The 16,204-nt window shown below is 61.5% G+C and carries 15 protein-coding genes and 1 other RNA gene; 5 read left to right on the forward strand and 11 right to left on the reverse strand.

The window, feature by feature from the left end; translation table 11 throughout:
- Positions 1 to 111: 111 nt before the first annotated feature.
- The 7 genes from GR198_RS22480 to tkt all read right to left on the reverse strand — a co-directional run bounded on the left by GR198_RS22480 (position 112) and on the right by tkt (position 9,017).
- Positions 112 to 1,137, reverse strand: coding sequence for a class I fructose-bisphosphate aldolase (locus GR198_RS22480; protein WP_003542799.1), 1,026 nt, complete (start codon positions 1,135 to 1,137; stop codon positions 112 to 114).
- A gap of 220 nt (positions 1,138 to 1,357) precedes the next feature.
- Entirely contained in the window at positions 1,358 to 2,560 is a 1,203-nt protein-coding gene (locus GR198_RS22485) for a phosphoglycerate kinase (RefSeq protein WP_204337189.1), read from the reverse strand.
- A gap of 70 nt (positions 2,561 to 2,630) precedes the next feature.
- Complete coding sequence (locus GR198_RS22490; protein WP_164024175.1) at positions 2,631 to 4,505, reverse strand: potassium/proton antiporter; 1,875 nt, start codon at positions 4,503 to 4,505, stop codon at positions 2,631 to 2,633.
- A gap of 492 nt (positions 4,506 to 4,997) precedes the next feature.
- Positions 4,998 to 5,177 (reverse strand): hypothetical protein, encoded by a 180-nt coding sequence (locus GR198_RS22495; protein WP_164024174.1) that lies wholly within the window; start codon positions 5,175 to 5,177, stop codon positions 4,998 to 5,000.
- Between the two features lie 209 nt (positions 5,178 to 5,386).
- Positions 5,387 to 5,701: a hypothetical protein gene (locus GR198_RS22500; protein WP_130656184.1), complete on the reverse strand. Its 315-nt coding sequence runs from the start codon at positions 5,699 to 5,701 to the stop codon at positions 5,387 to 5,389.
- A 250-nt stretch (positions 5,702 to 5,951) separates the two neighbouring features.
- Positions 5,952 to 6,962: a type I glyceraldehyde-3-phosphate dehydrogenase gene (gene gap, locus GR198_RS22505; RefSeq protein ID WP_024323244.1), complete on the reverse strand. Its 1,011-nt coding sequence runs from the start codon at positions 6,960 to 6,962 to the stop codon at positions 5,952 to 5,954.
- 81 nt (positions 6,963 to 7,043) lie between these two features.
- Positions 7,044 to 9,017, reverse strand: a complete 1,974-nt coding sequence (tkt, locus tag GR198_RS22510) for a transketolase (RefSeq protein ID WP_164069594.1) — start codon at positions 9,015 to 9,017, stop codon at positions 7,044 to 7,046.
- A gap of 333 nt (positions 9,018 to 9,350) precedes the next feature.
- On the opposite strand from tkt, the gene GR198_RS22515 reads away from it, so the two are divergent.
- The 3 genes from GR198_RS22515 (at position 9,351) to ssrS (ending at position 10,518) form a co-directional block, all read left to right on the forward strand.
- A complete protein-coding gene (locus tag GR198_RS22515; protein WP_012758879.1) occupies positions 9,351 to 9,626 on the forward strand; it encodes a DUF4164 domain-containing protein in 276 nt (91 codons plus the stop codon).
- A 15-nt stretch (positions 9,627 to 9,641) separates the two neighbouring features.
- Positions 9,642 to 10,019, forward strand: a complete 378-nt coding sequence (locus tag GR198_RS22520) for a cell division protein ZapA (protein WP_003542783.1) — start codon at positions 9,642 to 9,644, stop codon at positions 10,017 to 10,019.
- Between the two features lie 340 nt (positions 10,020 to 10,359).
- A non-coding RNA gene (gene ssrS / locus GR198_RS22535) (6S RNA) lies at positions 10,360 to 10,518 on the forward strand.
- Positions 10,519 to 10,599: 81 nt separating this feature from the next.
- Here the strand turns inward: ssrS and GR198_RS22540 are convergent.
- The 4 genes from GR198_RS22540 to GR198_RS22555 all read right to left on the reverse strand — a co-directional run bounded on the left by GR198_RS22540 (position 10,600) and on the right by GR198_RS22555 (position 14,354).
- Positions 10,600 to 12,087: an esterase-like activity of phytase family protein gene (locus GR198_RS22540; protein WP_164069595.1), complete on the reverse strand. Its 1,488-nt coding sequence runs from the start codon at positions 12,085 to 12,087 to the stop codon at positions 10,600 to 10,602.
- Between the two features lie 240 nt (positions 12,088 to 12,327).
- Complete coding sequence (locus GR198_RS22545; protein WP_164069596.1) at positions 12,328 to 13,311, reverse strand: NAD-dependent epimerase/dehydratase family protein; 984 nt, start codon at positions 13,309 to 13,311, stop codon at positions 12,328 to 12,330.
- Positions 13,312 to 13,408: 97 nt separating this feature from the next.
- Positions 13,409 to 13,945, reverse strand: a complete 537-nt coding sequence (locus GR198_RS22550) for a helix-turn-helix transcriptional regulator (RefSeq protein ID WP_164048033.1) — start codon at positions 13,943 to 13,945, stop codon at positions 13,409 to 13,411.
- Between the two features lie 76 nt (positions 13,946 to 14,021).
- A complete protein-coding gene (locus GR198_RS22555) occupies positions 14,022 to 14,354 on the reverse strand; it encodes an ArsR/SmtB family transcription factor (protein ID WP_164048032.1) in 333 nt (110 codons plus the stop codon).
- A 69-nt stretch (positions 14,355 to 14,423) separates the two neighbouring features.
- On the opposite strand from GR198_RS22555, the gene GR198_RS22560 reads away from it, so the two are divergent.
- Both GR198_RS22560 and gnd read left to right on the forward strand, forming a co-directional pair.
- Positions 14,424 to 14,906, forward strand: a complete 483-nt coding sequence (locus tag GR198_RS22560) for an SRPBCC domain-containing protein (protein ID WP_164069597.1) — start codon at positions 14,424 to 14,426, stop codon at positions 14,904 to 14,906.
- A 137-nt stretch (positions 14,907 to 15,043) separates the two neighbouring features.
- Positions 15,044 to 16,075, forward strand: coding sequence for a phosphogluconate dehydrogenase (NAD(+)-dependent, decarboxylating) (gene gnd / locus GR198_RS22565; protein ID WP_164048031.1), 1,032 nt, complete (start codon positions 15,044 to 15,046; stop codon positions 16,073 to 16,075).
- The last annotated feature ends 129 nt before the right edge of the window (positions 16,076 to 16,204 follow it).

Consider the following 16,204-nt stretch of genomic DNA (forward strand, 5'->3'; position numbering starts at 1 on the left):
AGGGAACGAAGTGGTTTCTTGTCGCCGTGACAATGAGAGGTAAGAGAGAGGGAATGGCAGGGGCGGCCACGCTACGTTTGCCGCCCCTGCCCAAGTCCTAAGCGTTAATAATCAGGCGGCCTTTTCCAGGTCCTTCTTCCAGTTGCCCTTGGCGGCAAGGCTGTTCATCTCGGCGCGGTGGGTGAATTCGCGCTGGCCGGCAGCGACGTTTTCCTGCTTGCCGTTCCAGGCCCTGAGCGCGCTGTCCTGCAGCGCGCGGCCGTAGGAGAAGGTGACGAACCAGGGCAGGTCGCCGCTGGCATTGATCGCAGAAAGATGGGCTGTCGCCTCTTCGGTCGTCTGGCCGCCGGAAAGGAAGGCGATGCCGGGAACGGCGGGAGGAACGGTCGCCTTCAGCACCTTGACGGTGCGCTCGGCAACTTCCGCGACCGAGGCCTTGCGGGCGTTCTTGCCGTCGATCACCATGTTCGGCTTGAGGATCATGCCTTCGAGGTTGACGCGGGCATCGGCCAGTTCCTCAAAAACGATGCGCAGCGTGGATTCGGTCACTTCGGCGCAGCGGTCGATATTGTGGTCGCCCGGTTTGCCGTCCATCAGGCATTCCGGCTCGACGATCGGAACGATCCCGGCTTCCTGGCAAAGTGCGGCATAACGAGCAAGCGCCTGAGCGTTGGCGCGGACGGATCCGCGGGTCGGCAAGGTCGATGAGATGGCGATGACGCCGCGCCACTTGGCGAAGCGGGCGCCGGCTTCATAATATCTGGCGAGGCGCTCGCCGAGGCCGTCGAGGCCTTCGGTGATGGTTTCAGCGGGATATTTGGCCATCGGCTTGGCGCCGGTATCGACCTTGATGCCGGGGATGGCGCCAGCTGCGCGGATGATATCGACGAAGGGTGTGCCGTCCGCGGCCTTCTGGAACAGGGTCTCTTCGAAGAGGATGACGCCGGAGATATATTTCTTCATCGCCTCGTCGGAGCGGAAGAGCATCTCGCGGTAGTCCCGCCGGCTCGTTTCGGTCGAGTCGAGGTTGATCGTGTCGAAACGCTTCTTGATGGTGGAGGTCGATTCATCGGCGGCGAGCAGCCCCCGGCCGCCCGTAACCATCTGCACTGCAATGTCTTCCAGTCGTTCGCTCATTTCGTTCTCTCCACAACAATAAACATCGGCACTTGAGGTATATAGAACGCGGATAACAGAAGTTTATAGCGAGGAAAATGGAAGGCTAAGTCATTGAAACGATTGAATTCAATTCAATCGTTTGAAAATTTGGGATTTTTTTCATCCTCTGAGCAAAAGACCGCGGAAGCTGTTTTTCTTCCACGGTCTATCCACATGTAAAATCTGCGAAATCTTGGGACTATCTAGCAGCGTTGAGGACGGCGACGCCGGGAAGCTCCTTGCCTTCCATCCATTCGAGGAAGGCGCCGCCGGCGGTCGAAACATAGGTGAAATCGTCGGCAACGCCGGCATGGTTGAGCGCCGAGACGGTGTCGCCACCGCCGGCAACGGAGGTGAGCTTGCCGGCTATCGTGCGCCCAGCGGCGTATTTCGCAGCAGCGACCGTTGCGGCATCGAAGGGTTCGATCTCAAAGGCGCCGAGCGGGCCGTTCCAGACCAGTGTTGCCGCGCGCTCGATCCAGGCGTTGATGGCCTCGACGGATTTCGGGCCGACATCAAGCACCATGGCATCGGCAGGAATGGCGTTGATATCGATCGTCTCGTTGGCGGCGCCGGCCTTGAACTCGCGGGCAATCACGCCATCCTCGGGCAGGATGATGGCGCAGCCGGCGGTGGCCGCCTCGATCATGATCTGCTTGGCGGTTTCGGCGAGATCATGTTCGCAGAGCGACTTGCCGACATTGGTGCCGCGGGCGGCGATGAAGGTATTGGCCATGCCGCCGCCGATGACGAGCGCATCGACCTTCTTCACGAGGTTCATCAACAGGTCGATCTTGGTGGAGACCTTGGCGCCGCCGACGATCGCGACGACAGGGCGAGCGGGATCACCGAGGCCCTTTTCCAACGCTTCCAGTTCGGCCTGCATGGTGCGGCCGGCATAGGCCGGCAGTTGGTGGGCAAGGCCTTCGGTCGAGGCATGGGCGCGGTGGGCGGCCGAAAAGGCGTCGTTGACATAGATATCGCCGTTGGCGGCAAGCGCCTTGGTGAAGTCGGAGTCGTTCTTTTCCTCGCCCTTGTGGAAGCGGGTGTTTTCCAGAAGCAGGATATCGCCGTCATTCATCGCGGCGACGGCGGAGGCGGCGGCCTCGCCGATGCAGTCGGAGGCCGTCAGCACGGCATGATCAAGCACTTCCTCGACGGAAGGGGCGATCAGCGACAGCGACAGATCCGGCGAAGGGCCATCTTTCGGCCGGCCGAAATGGGCGAGCAGGATCACCTTGGCACCCTTTTCGGACAATTCGAGGATCGTCGGCGCCACACGTTCGATGCGCGTCACATCGGTGACCTTGCCGTCTTTCACCGGGACGTTGAGGTCGACGCGGACGAGAACGCGCTTGCCGCGGATGTCGGAAAGATCGTCGAGGGTCTTGAAAGAAGGCATGGGGAGGATCCTGTCGTGGTTGGCGAAAGTTGCGCCGAACATAGCAAGGATCATTCGAGACGCAAGGCGTTCAGCGGCCGTTTTCGCGTGTGCCCTCATCGCGTCCGGCCGGCGGTTTCAGCGTGCTTTCGGAGGCTGCGGTTTCCCGGTTGCGGCGTCCGTTCAACCGGTCGCGGATGCGCTGGATGATGTCCTTGAGATTGAGGAAGATCGGCAGCGTAATTGCCGGTTCGACTGCTTCGAGCGACATGCCGACGGAGGTGATGTGATCGTGCTCGTCGAGATCGCGGACGATGAGGATGATCGAGCCGAGGCGGACGCGGTCGGCATAATCGGCCTTGCCGCCGAGACGCTGTCGCATCAATTCGGCGATCGTCAGGCCCTTTTCGGATTCGTTGAGCAGGCCGGGGCCATAGGCGGCGTCGAGATCGGCGGCGGGGCGGGCGGGAGAGAGCGCGAAGGCCCCGAAGAATTCGGCATCGTCGTCATCGACCGGCGCCCGACTGGCGAAGAGCCGGTCGAGCAGGCGAGAATAGCTCGGCACGATGAAGAGGTAGACGAGATCGTGCTCACGCAGCCGCCCGGCATATTGGTAGCGCATCGACTTGCCGTCGCGGATGACGAGCGAGGGGGTCGCCCAGCGCGGAATGCGCTCGCCGCGCAGCACCGGGCTATCCTTGATGACGCGGTAGGAGAGCAGTTCGTGGTTGGCCGCGCCCGGCAGGTCGACCTCGACCTTGTCGACGGCGCCGATGCGCGGCGGAATGATGAGGCCGAGTTTCTTGGCTACGGGTTTGATCGTCCAGCCCTGGAGGAGCAGCGAGACCAGCACAATGATGAAGGCGGTGTTGAAATAGATCTGGCCGTTTTCCAGCCCGCCGAGGATTGGCATGATGGCAAGCAGGATGGAGACGGCGCCGCGCAGGCCGACCCAAGCAACGAAGCCGATTTCCTGCTGCGTGTAATCGAAGGGAAGCAGCGACAGCCAGATCGCCAACGGCCGGGCGATGAAGATCAGGAAGAGGGCGAGCAGGATGGCCGGCACGATGATGACAGGGAATTGCGACGGCGTGGCGAGCAGGCCGAGCACCAGGAACATGATGATCTGCGCCAGCCAGGTCATGCCGTCCTGGAAGCGCTTGATGGTGCCGATCGCCTGCATCTTGCGGTTTCCGGCGTAGATGCCGGCAACATAGACGGCGAGGAAGCCGCTGCCGCCGACCGCGCCGGTGAAGGAGAAGACGAGAAGAGCGAGCGCCAGCACGAAGATCGGTGTCAGGCCGCGATCGGTATCGAGCTTGCTGACGATCAGCACGATCATCATGCCGCCGAGCAGGCCGAGAATGACGCCGAGGCCCATCTGCTGCACGAACATGGCAAGCATGCCGATATTGATGCCGGCATAACGCTCGCCGCTCGCCAGCACCTCGACGAGGGCGATGGTGAGGAAGATCGCCATCGGGTCATTGGTGCCGGATTCGACTTCCAGCGTCGAGCGCACCTTGTCGCGGATGTTGATACCGCCGATGCGCAGCAGGAAGAAGACAGCGGCGGCATCCGTCGATGCGACGATCGAGCCGAGCAGCAGTCCTTCCAGCCAGGTGAAGTTCAAAAGCCACATGGCGGCGAAAGCAAAGAGCGAGGCGGTGATCAGCACGCCGACCGAGGCGAGCGCCAGAGAGGGCACGGCCGCCAGCCGGAAGGCCTGCATCGGCGTGCCGAAGCCGGAATCGAACAGGATGATGGCCAGCGCGATGGAGCCGAGAATATAGGCGAGATAATTGTTGCTGAACTCGATGCCGAGGCCATCGACGCCGGCAGCAAGGCCGATCATCAGGAAGAGCAGCAGCAGGGGGGCGCCGAAGCGGAAGGCGAGCAGGCTCGAAAATGCGGCAAGAAGCACGAGCGCCGTCGAAACCAGCACCACGATATAAAACGCTTCCATGCCCACCCCTTTCCATCGACTGCTTCGCGAACACAGCCGCCCCGGCCGATCCGCCTCTATTCAACCCCTCCGTCACGCGCGGCGATCCGTCAGTAAACGGCAAAACGTCAGAGAAGGGTAGGCCTTGCGGCTTAACCTCGTCGTGATGCTGCTTCATGCTGCTGAACGGCTGCCGGACGGCCAACCGATACGGAATGCTACGGGAGAAATTCTCTATAAAGAATGTATAGGAAAATCAGGCGAGAGCAGGGCAAAAAAGACAGGCACGGATTTTTCCTGCCGGTATCTGCTAATGGCAACAGAATAAGACACGCTCCTCCTTTCACGCGGCTCGTTTGCCTGGTCTGACGAGGGGAAGAATGGATTGCAGGCGCGGGTGCAGAGCGGGGAAATGAACGCTGAGATATTTCGATATCGGGTAGGAGAATGCCGGCCGCCCAGCGAGAGCAGCCGGCTGTCGTTTTGTGCCGGAAGCGGCCGGCCCTTGCTCTGCTATCCCAACATTTCCTGCAGTATGACGATGGCGAGAAACGAGAGGCCAATGAACGCGGCGACCCAGATGACCAGACGATTAGCCTTTGCCAACACGGCAGGTCTGACGTCCCGCTTGGGGTGAAACCGTTGCCGCCGTTTGAGGGTGGTGTGGGACAAGCGTTTTTGTGCCTCTGCCATTTATCACCTCCACTTGGCTCATTTTAGCCATTGTGCAGTGCTGCGCACGCATTTCCTCAATCTAGCACGCTTGGCCAGCGGATTGCCAACCCGTGATCAATCCTTGCGGCCAGGGATTTCGTCGACGATGGTTTCGCGCAGGAACGTCTATCGAATTCGAACCCGCCGCTTCGATCTGACTTCGGAACCGGAAAAATGCGGATCGTCGGTCAGTCTTCTGTGTCCTCGCCCTCGTCGGTCAGATCCGCGACAGGGACCAGGAACACGACGAACTCGTCCTCGATGGTCCGTTCGGGATCGTCGTCGAATTCATAGGCGTGCTCGACCTCGCTTGCTTCCTCGGTGGTCGCCTTGCGCAGGCTCAGGGTCGCTTTGCGGTCCCAAAGTGGCTTGCCTTCGGATTCCAGGACGGTCAGATCGTCGCGAAAGTCTTCCGCCTCGAAGAAATGCGTCGCTTCCTCGTGATTTTCCGAGCGAAAACTGGCAACGGCGCGGCCGGCGATTTCAACGGTAAAATAATCCATCCATCTCTCTCATTTTCATGCGGGCGACAGCGCTACCGCACGGGTATTGGCGTTCAGCGCCTGGCCGGCGGCCGATGCGGCGCGAGGAAGCTGGGCATTTTGCAATGTCCAGCCGAGTTATCCTAACAGATCCCATCCCGACAATGGATGAAAAGATACCAGAGCAGGAAGGCTGGTGTCGTTCGCAGGCGCGGCAACAAAAAGCGGCCCGGTTTCCCGGGCCGCTTGCATGTCGATGCCTCAAGAGCGCTCAGATGAGCTTGGCGAAAGCGACTGCCGTGTCGGACATACGGCTGGAGAAGCCCCACTCGTTGTCGTACCAGGACAGGACGCGCACGAAGTTGCCTTCCATGACCTTGGTCTGATCGGTTGCGAGGATCGAGGAGTGGCTGTCGTGGTTGAAGTCACGGGAGACGAGCGGCTCGTCGGTGTAGCCGAGGATGCCCTTCAGCTTGCCGTTTGCCGCAGCCATGATGGCTTCGTTGATTTCGCCAACGCTGGTCGCCTTCTTGGAGACGAACTTGAAGTCGACGACCGAAACGTTCGGGGTCGGAACGCGGATCGACGTGCCGTCGAGCTTGCCTTTCAGATGCGGCAGAACGAGGCCGACCGCCTTGGCTGCACCCGTCGAGGTCGGGATCATCGAGAGGGCGGCCGCGCGGGCGCGATACAGGTCCTTGTGCATCGTGTCGAGCGTCGGCTGGTCGCCGGTATAGGAGTGGATGGTCGTCATGAAGCCGTGGTCGATGCCGACGGCGTCGTCGAGAACCTTCACGACTGGCACCAGGCAGTTGGTGGTGCAGGACGCGTTGGAGATGACCAAGTGCTCCTTGGTGAGCTGGTCATGGTTGACGCCGAAGACGACCGTCAGGTCGGCACCATCGGCAGGCGCCGAGACGATGACGCGCTTGGCGCCGGCCGTCAGGTGGGCGGCAGCCTTGTCGCGGGCGGTGAAGATGCCGGTGCATTCCATTGCGATGTCGACGCCGAGCTCGCGGTGCGGGAGCGTTGCCGGATCCTTGATCGCCGTGACCTTGATCGGCTTGCCGTTACCGACGATGATCGTGTCACCCTCGACCTTCACCGTTGCCGGGAAGCGGCCGTGGATCGAGTCGTAGCGCAGCAGGTGGGCGTTGGTTTCAACCGGGCCGAGATCGTTGATGGCGACGACTTCGATGTCGGTGCGGCCGGATTCGACGATGGCGCGAAGGACGTTGCGGCCGATGCGGCCGAAACCGTTGATGGCAACCTTGACTGTCATGTTCATTCACTCCCGATAGAGTAGGGCCCGATAGCGAGGGCCTGGAATTGAGGAGATGGAGAGCGCCTCAAGGCGCCCTCATTAAAGCTTTGCTTCCGCGGCCGCAACGACGGCGTCGGCGGTGATGCCGAAATGCTTGTAAACTTCCTTGACCGGGCCGGAAGCGCCGAAGCTCTTCATGCCGATGAAGGTGCCCTCCGGTCCGATGAACGCATCCCAGCCTTCGCGAACGGCGGCTTCGACGGCGATCTTGACCGGCGAGTTGCCGAGGATTTCCTTGCGATAGGTTTCCGGCTGCTCGAAGAAGAGTTCCGTGCAGGGAACCGATACGACGCGGACGGTGACGCCCTTGGCTTCGAGTGCCGTGCGGGCTGCAACGGCGATTTCGACTTCCGAGCCGGAGGCGAAGATTGTTACCTTGGCGTCGGCATTGCCGGCGAGCACATAGGCGCCTTGTTCGCAAAGGTTCTTTTCGCTGTATTCCGTGCGGGCTGCGAGCAGGTTCTGACGGGTCAGAGCAAGGCCCGAAGGACGGTTGTGCGTCTTGATGGCGATCTGCCAGCATTCCGCCGTTTCCGTGGCGTCGGCCGGACGGAAGACCATCAAGTTCGGGATGGCGCGCAGACCGGCGAGCTGTTCGACCGGCTGGTGCGTCGGGCCGTCTTCGCCGACGCCGATCGAGTCATGCGTCAGGACGTGAATGACGCGAATGCCCATCAGCGAAGCAAGGCGGATCGGCGGGCGGCAATAATCCGAGAAGATCAGGAAACCGCCGCTGTAGGGGATGAGGCCGCCATGCAGCGCAATGCCGTTCATGGCAGACGCCATGCCATGCTCGCGGATGCCCCAATGCATATAACGACCGGCGAAATCCGTCGGCGTGATCGAATGCATCTGGCTGGTCTTGGTGTTGTTCGACGGCGTCAGGTCGGCGGAGCCGCCGAGTGTTTCCGGCAGGAAGCCGTTGATGACCTCAAGCGCATCTTCCGAAGCCTTGCGGGTCGCAACCGTCGGTTTGGTCTCGGCGAGCTTCTTCTTATATGCGCTGATCGCGGCGTCGAAACCTTCCGGCAACTCGCCTGCCATGCGGCGGGTGAACTCGGCTTTGGCCGGAGCCTTGGCGAGGCCGTCTTCCCAGGACTTGACGAGGTCGACGGAGCGGGCGCCGGCAGCACGCCAGCTGTCGAGAACGTCCGACGGGATGACGAAGGCTTCGGCTTCCCAGTTCAGCGCCTTGCGGGTGGCAGCGATTTCCTCGGCGCCGAGCGGGTTGCCGTGGACCTTGTGGGTGCCCTGCTTGTTCGGGGCGCCGAAGCCGATGATCGTCTTGCAGGCGATGAAGGTCGGGCGGTCGGAATTATGGGCAGCTTCGATCGCGGCGGCGATGGCAGCCTGATCGTGACCGTCGATCTCGATCGTGTTCCAGTGAACGGCCTTGAAGCGGGCGATCTGGTCGGTGGAATCCGACAGCGACACGGCGCCGTCGATGGTGATCGAGTTGTTGTCCCAGAACAGGATAAGCTTGTTGAGCTTCAGGTGGCCAGCGAGCGCGATGGCTTCATGGCTGATACCCTCCATCAGGCAGCCGTCGCCGCAGATCGCATAGGTATAGTGATCCTGGAGATCGGAGCCGAACTCCTCGCGCAGCTTGCGTTCGGCAATCGCCATGCCGACGGAATTGGCAATGCCCTGGCCGAGCGGACCGGTGGTCGTTTCGATGCCGGTCGCGTGACCGTATTCCGGATGGCCGGCAGTCTTCGAGCCGAGCTGACGGAACTGCTTCAGATCCTCGATCGTCATGTCAGTGTAGCCGGTCAGATACAGCACCGAATAGAGCAGCATCGAGCCATGGCCAGCCGACAGCACGAAGCGATCGCGGTTCGGCCAGTGCGGCTTCTTCGGATCGAACTTCAGATATTTGGTGAACAGGACCGTTGCCACGTCGGCCATGCCCATCGGCATGCCCGGGTGGCCGGAGTTCGCCTTTTCGACGGCGTCCATGGCGAGAAAACGGATCGCATTCGCCATCCGGTCGTGTTGTTCGGGAGAGGTCATGGCTTTTCCGCAAGTTCCGGGTGTCGGGGGATGGCCTCGAGCCTCCAAGACCATCGAGTGAAAGCGGCAGAGACATAGCAGTTGGGACGGGCAAGTCAATAAATGGCAGGCCAAATCCGGGCGCGCAGCAACGATTTTTGACATTTGATCGCGCGATTGTACAAATGACGAATCTGATGTGGCGAGCCTATGTAAAACGCTCATCCACAGGATAGGCCGGTGGGCAAGTGACAGGATTTATTGACGGGCCGTCGGCGAGCTGCATATCCTTTTGAAATCGCAGGATCGGCGCGGCGTGCCGATTCGCGGATCCTGCGCGGGAATCGGAAAGACATGATGCCCACAGGCAAAACCATGGAAGCAGCGCTCAACGAATTGAGACAGGCGATATCGAGCCTCGAAAACGCCGTCGACATGCGCGTCGAGCGGCAACGCGAGCAGGGCGAGATCGAGGGCGAGGTACGACGTGTGCACGCCGACCGTTCGCGGCTGGCGCAGGAGCTCGACCAGGCCGAATTCCGCGCCAACCGGCTGGAAGAGGTCAATCGCGAGGTATCGCGGCGGCTGGTGACGGCCATGGAAACGATCCGCGCAGTTCTGGATCGCTGATAGAAAGAGTTTGGCATGGCGCAGGTGACGGTAACGATCGACGGCAAGGCCTATCGCATGGCCTGCGAGGAAGGGCAGGAGGATCACCTGACCGATCTCGCCACCCGGTTCGACCGCTATGTCGGCCATCTCAAGGATCAGTTCGGGGAAATCGGCGATCTCAGGATCACCGTCATGGCCGGCATCATGATCACGGACGAGATTGCCGAGCTGACGCGCCGCGTTGCCGGATTGGAATCCGAGCTCGAGACGCTGCGCGGCAATCGCGATACGGTGCTTGCCGCCACCGCTCGCACCGAGGAGAATCTTGCCGCAGCGCTCAGCGAAGTGTCGAGCCGCATCCGCGGCATCACCGACAAGCTGAACGGCCGGTCGGCCCCCGAACTCAATTGATCCTAGAGCCTTTCCTGGTCAGATTGAAGCATTCTGTTGGCTCAAACGGAGTCGGATGGTCGACCGGCCGGCGCGCATCGTAGCCAAGCTCTACGGCCAAGCCGGCCGGTCGATCAGCCGGCCCGTTTCAGCCAACCCGAAGGGCCGGGCATCTTCCCGCCAGGATCAAAGGCGATCGGCTCGGACGTACCAAGGGGTATGCCCTTCGCCAATCGCCTTTGCCCTGACGAAAACCTGCTCCGGCAGAATGCTTCAATCTGACCAGGAAAGGCTCTAATTAAATAGGGGCCGCCTTCCGTCGCCACTGGCGCGCCAGCACAAACGACCTTATATATCGCTATGCGGTCTGCGCCTCTCGACAGGAACCACAATCCCTGGGGCCATACTCGATCCAAAGGGAGCTGTCCCTGGCCAGGCCCGTGGGCCTGGACACACGGCGCCCACCTACGTTTGTAGGCACCCAGGATCGTAAACATCCATCGGTGGTCGTGGATCGCACCCTTTCCTTCCATTTTCAGCGAAGACGCCGGATATGGCGGGCGAACGCGGGTTGCCCGTTCGCCCTTCTTCAGCGCGTCCGTTACTTCTTCAGGCCTGGAAGGGTGACCTGGAAGACCTGGAACATGGTGTCGACGTCGGCACCGCCGTCTGCCTTGTAGGCGGCGCCCACCTGGAAACCATCCTGCGTCAAGAAGTCGTTGTCATTGGCGACGAACAGGAAGTAGTCGTCCGGCAGGTTCGGGTCGAGAACGCTCGCCAGACCCATGGCTTCCCACTTTTCCGACAGATTGTTCTTATCGTTCGGCGCGCCGTTGTGCAGGCCGAAGCGGGTGAGATCGGCCTTGTCGTTGAGGTCGATGAAGGGTGTCAGCGTCGCCGGCGTCAGCGAGGGATCGACGACGCCCTTCGGCGCGATCGGCTTGCCGTCATCGAAATCGCTGCCGGCAATGTCGGTCGCGGCGGAAACGTCGACGATGTCGACCTTGCGGTAGAGCGAGGTGTCGCCCTTCAGGCCCTGGCCGTTGCCGCTGTCACGGGCGAGCATCAGGAAGGTCTTGTCGGAAAGAGCAATGATTTCGCTCTCGGCGGCGATCGTCGTCTTGTCCTTGGCGTCCTTGAAGACCGGCAGCGGCACGATATATTCGTGCACCAGTTTCAGGTGATCGGGATCGGCGGCGTCATAGATCAGCGCGCGGGTATTCTGGCGGGTCGAGCCGGAATCGCCGCCGTCCTGGCGGGCGGCCGATTGCAGCACTGATATGATGAACTTACCATCAGGCGTCATCGCCATGCCTTCGAGACCCTGGTTGTTCTGGCGGCCGGTCTCCGGATCTTTCGGGTCCGGAGCGGATGCGCCGGGGCCCGGATTGTTGGAGGCAAAGCTCAGCGCGCCCTTGCGCCTCGGCAAAAGCGCTTTCGGCGGCTGGGTGGCGGAGAGCAGGTGGCCGTCGGCCGAGAAGTGATAGATATAAGGTCCATATTCATCGCCGACGAACATGGTGCCGTCGGCCATGCGGATGATGGCTTCATTGTCGAGCGCGATCTTGCCGTTCGTCGCCTGCGGCAGAGGTGGAAAATCGCCGGCAGCTGGGCGGACGCCGGATTCCGGGTCGAGACCCGTCATGTCGCCACCCTTGTCGTCGACGAAGAGTGTGGAATCGACGAGCTTTGCGTCGACGCCAGACTGTTCCTTGCCGGCTTCGGGTGCCGCACCCGGAGCGGTCGGCGTCAGGCCGATCGAGATGGTGTTCAGGCGCGGTCGATAATCGACGGTGCCAACGGCGTTGTAACCGCGGTCGGGCAACAGGTAGAGCGTGCCCTGGTAGCCGGCGCCGTCGCGGCTCCAGGCGGTGGGATCGAGTGCCATGCCCGAGCCGGAACCGAAGGTCTCACCGAATTTGTCACGCTGGTTGGCCGGAATGCGGCCGATGCCCACCAGGCCTTTGTTGACGAAGGTGAGGCCGCCGACGGTGGCGGAATTCTCGGCCATTGCGACGACTGGCACGGCGGCGGATGCCGCGAGAACCGCGGCGAATAGCCGCGCTGTGTAAAGTCTGACATTCTTCATGGAAATACCCTCTCGGTCAAAAGCGCTCTCGAAGCGGCTTCCGCCCGCAGGCTGGACACCGCTTCAAATGACACCCCCGGCCTGGATTCGATTTCCCGATGGCACAACACGCCCTGGATTTCGTCGCCCCATATCCCCGGCAGACGGTCTATGACGGGATCATGATATCTGGATGACGCTTTTCAGCGAAAGCGTCGTGCTGGAGAGGAAGTCGGGCTTTCGCGTGTCCAGCTCGCTGCTTTATCCGACCGGATAAGGCCCCTCGGCAAAGACCTCGTCGTGATAGCCTTTGGAGCCGACATCCAACGCCAAAGGGCTTCGCCACTCCCTGTCGTCGCGCAGGCAATCGAGCACGAAACGGAAATCATATCGCGGCTGCCAGCCGAGTTCCCGCCTTGCGCGTTCGTTGACATAGACACGGTCGAGCGAAGGAAACATCTTCCAGCCGTGTGATGCGTAAAGGGCGCCTGCACCCGGGACCAGTCGTTCGACGACGTGAGGCGCGTCGCGCCGGATCGCGGCGAGATCACTTGCCGAAAACGGCGTTGTGGCGGAGATAATGTAGCGGCCAAAGCCGATCGCCGGCGCCTTTTCGAGCGCCAGCAGATGGGCGCCGACCACGTCGGTGATATCGACGCGGCGGTGAAGAAGCTCGTTGGCCTGGGCGTTCTCCGCCGAATAGCCGTTGCAAATGTCAGGATCGTCGTCGTTTTCGGGAAAGAAACGCGACGTCCTGAGAATGACCGTCGGCAGACCTGATTTGCGGGCGAAGAGTTCGCACAGACCTTCGGCGGCGAGTTTCGTCACGCCGTAGATGTTTTTCGCGACGGGAAGCACGTCCTCGGTCACCCAAGCCGCCGGTTCGCCGGCAGCTGGCGTCAATGCCGCACCGAAGGTGCTGGTGGTGCTGGTGAAGACGAAGCTTGCAACGCCTGCTGCGACCGCTTCTTCGAGCAGGTTGAGGGTGCCGGCGATATTGGTGTCGAGGAAATCGTAATTGCCGTGGGTTGCCACATGCGGTTTGTGCAGCGTCGCGGCATGGATGACGTGGCTGATGCCTGACATCGCCTGCCGGACGAAGGCGCGATCACTGATCGAGCCGACCATGTCGGTAAAAGCCGAGGGCTTGATATCGATGCCGCGCACCCAGCGGCTTTCCGCCCTCAAGGTCCGCATCAGCGCCTCGCCGAGATGGCCGGCACTTCCCGTCACCAGTATCGTCATCACATCGTCTCCTGACCGTTCGGCGGCGGACGCTATAAAGACTAAGGTTTCCGGACAACGCATAAATTATGCATGGGCGTGCAGGAAAGCTTGAGGCTCAGCCGATGGTCGTAACAAGGCGGCCGGTGCTGCCGTCGGAAAGCATGATCCGTTCCCAGGTCACGCGGCCGGCGGCGATCGGCAGCAGCGCATTGCCGTTGGCGCCGGTATCGAGGGTCAACGACGAGAGCCTGCCCTCATGCCAGCCGCGCTCCTCCAGCGACTGCTCGGCGGCGGCGATTTCGGCGGATGCATAAGAGAATAGGGAGCGGCCGAGAAAGGCACCGAGCGGCGCCCGCCACTCTGCCTGTCGCGGGCGGGAGGCGGAGAGCAGCCGGTGGGTGCGGTCGCAGATCAGATGCACCGGCCGGACGGAATCCTCGACCAGCCGCTTGAGCGCCGCATCGACTGCTGCATGTCGCGGCGCGGCGAAAATCCGTTCCAGCTTGATGGCCTGTTCGGACGAGAGAGCGAGCTGATCGCGCTCCCAGCGTGAGACCGTCGCCTGGTTGACGCCGAGGAGTTCGGCGAGATGTTCCTGCTTCATGCTGCGCAGCAGCCGCATGCGGCGTATGCCGGCGCCCGATATCGTCATCTGCCTGATCCCGTGCCGTTTTGGCCAGCATAAGGCTTCGGCTGGCCGGCAAGCAAGCTGTTGGGCGGTTGGATCATTATTCGGGCTGGCCCTCGAGGTCGCCTTTCAGCCGGTCGAGAATCGACAGGGAATGGCCGGCATAGGCGCTGATCCAGCGGTCATAGATGTGTTTGATCGGCAGACTGTTCAGGTGGTTCCAGCGTTCGCGGCCTTCCTTCCTGGCGATGACCAGGTCAGCCTCTTCCAGCACCTTCAGATGCTGCATCACCGTACAGCGATCCATCTGCGGAAACGTCTCGCACAGGGTCCCCGTGGTTCGGGGGCCATCCTTGAGCAGATCGAGGATTTCGCGGCGGCGATGATGCGCCAGCGCCTTGAAAACGGGGTCGTCGGTTGATTCGCTTGACATGTTATATTTTTATAACATAATGGCGCCAAGGACAATGGAACAGACACACTGGAGAAGAGGAGAAGTGTCATGTCTCTCGGAATCCGCATTTCCGGCCGTGTCGGCCGCCCCGTTGCCGAGGTGTTCGATGCCGTCGTCAACCCGAAGAAGCTCAGCAGTTATTTCACCACGATCGGCGGAGCGAGCGCACCGCTCGTGAAGGGCACGACGGTGACCTGGTGGAAGGACGCGCCGGTCGAGGTCGCCGAACTCGTGCCGGAAAGCCGCATCGTGCTGCGCTGGGATGGCGGCACCGGCGAAGACAAGGCGACCTATAAGACGCTGGTGGAGATGAACTTCAAGCCGCTGGAAGACGGCGGCACGCTGGTGACCATCGCCGAGACCGGCTGGCGTGAAGACGATGCCGGCCGGCGCGGCACCTATCTCAATTGCGAAGGCTGGACGCAGATGCTTTGCTGCATGAAGGCTTTCGTCGAATACGGCATCAATCTGCGCGAGGGCATGTTCCTCAGTGAAATGAAGGGTGAGCCCGCCAGCGCGCCAGATGTTTGAACGAGTGAGGCGGCGTCAAGACGATCAGCGGCGCAATCGTCGCATTCGCCAATATCACCGAGACTTTGCTTGCCTGTCACACTGCGGGTGCTAATTTCCGGATTCGATACTTCATTTCGGTTTCCAGGAGATTCATTATGCAGCTTGGCATGGTTGGTTTGGGCCGCATGGGCAATTATATGGTCCAGCGCTTGATGCGAGGCGGTCACGAATGCGTCGTCTACGACGCCAGGCCGGAAAGCGTTGCCGAGCTCGCCGGCCTCGGCGCGACCGGCAGTGCTTCGCTCCAGGAATTCGTCTCGAAGCTCACCCATCCGCGCGCGATCTGGCTGATGCTGCCGGCGGCGATCGTCGACAAGGTGCTGGCGAGCCTGGTGCCGCTGCTTGAGAATGGCGATATCGTCATCGACGGCGGCAACTCTTATTATCATGACGATATCCGCCGCGGCGCCGACCTCATCACCAAGGGCATTCACTATGTCGATGTCGGCACCAGCGGCGGCGTCTTCGGCCTCGAGCGCGGTTATTGCCTGATGATCGGCGGCGAGAAGGGCATCGTCGAACACCTTTCCCCGATCTTCGCGACGCTGGCGCCCGGCGTCGGCAAGACCGAAGCCTCGCCGAACCGGAGCGCCGAAGCGGCTGCGGTCAGCACAGCGGAACAGGGTTACTTGCATTGCGGCCCGCATGGTGCCGGTCATTTCGTCAAGATGGTGCATAACGGCATCGAATACGGCCTGATGGCCGCCTATGCTGAAGGTATCAATATTCTGAAGCATGCCAATATCGGCGCCGCCTCGCACGAGGCCGATGCGGAGACCGCGCCGCTCGCCCATCCGGAACATTTCCAATATGATTTCAACCTGCAGGATGTCGCCGAAGTCTGGCGCCGCGGCAGCGTCATCACCTCCTGGCTGCTCGATCTCACGGCCGATGCGCTGCATGCCGATCCTGCACTTTCGAAATATGCCGGCCGCGTCTCGGACAGCGGCGAAGGTCGCTGGACGATCATGGCGGCAATCGACGAGAGCGTGCCGACGCCGGTGCTGAGCGCTGCGCTCTACGGTCGCTTCTCCTCGCGCGACAATGACGAGTTCGCCAACAAGGTGCTGTCGGCGATGCGCGCGGGCTTCGGCGGCCACGTCGAAAAGCCAGTCGTGAAATCCTGAACAACTCTCAAAGTGCTACAGCGTCCTTTGCAGCGTCTCGAAAAGACGCGTGGCGCTGTAGAGCGCCCGGCGTTATAGCCGAGGCCGTCAGTCCCTGAATCGAGGCCCGAATTTGGGCTCTGAATTTGG

This window comes from Rhizobium leguminosarum (assembly GCF_010668065.1).
Lineage (GTDB): Bacteria > Pseudomonadota > Alphaproteobacteria > Rhizobiales > Rhizobiaceae > Rhizobium > Rhizobium leguminosarum_S.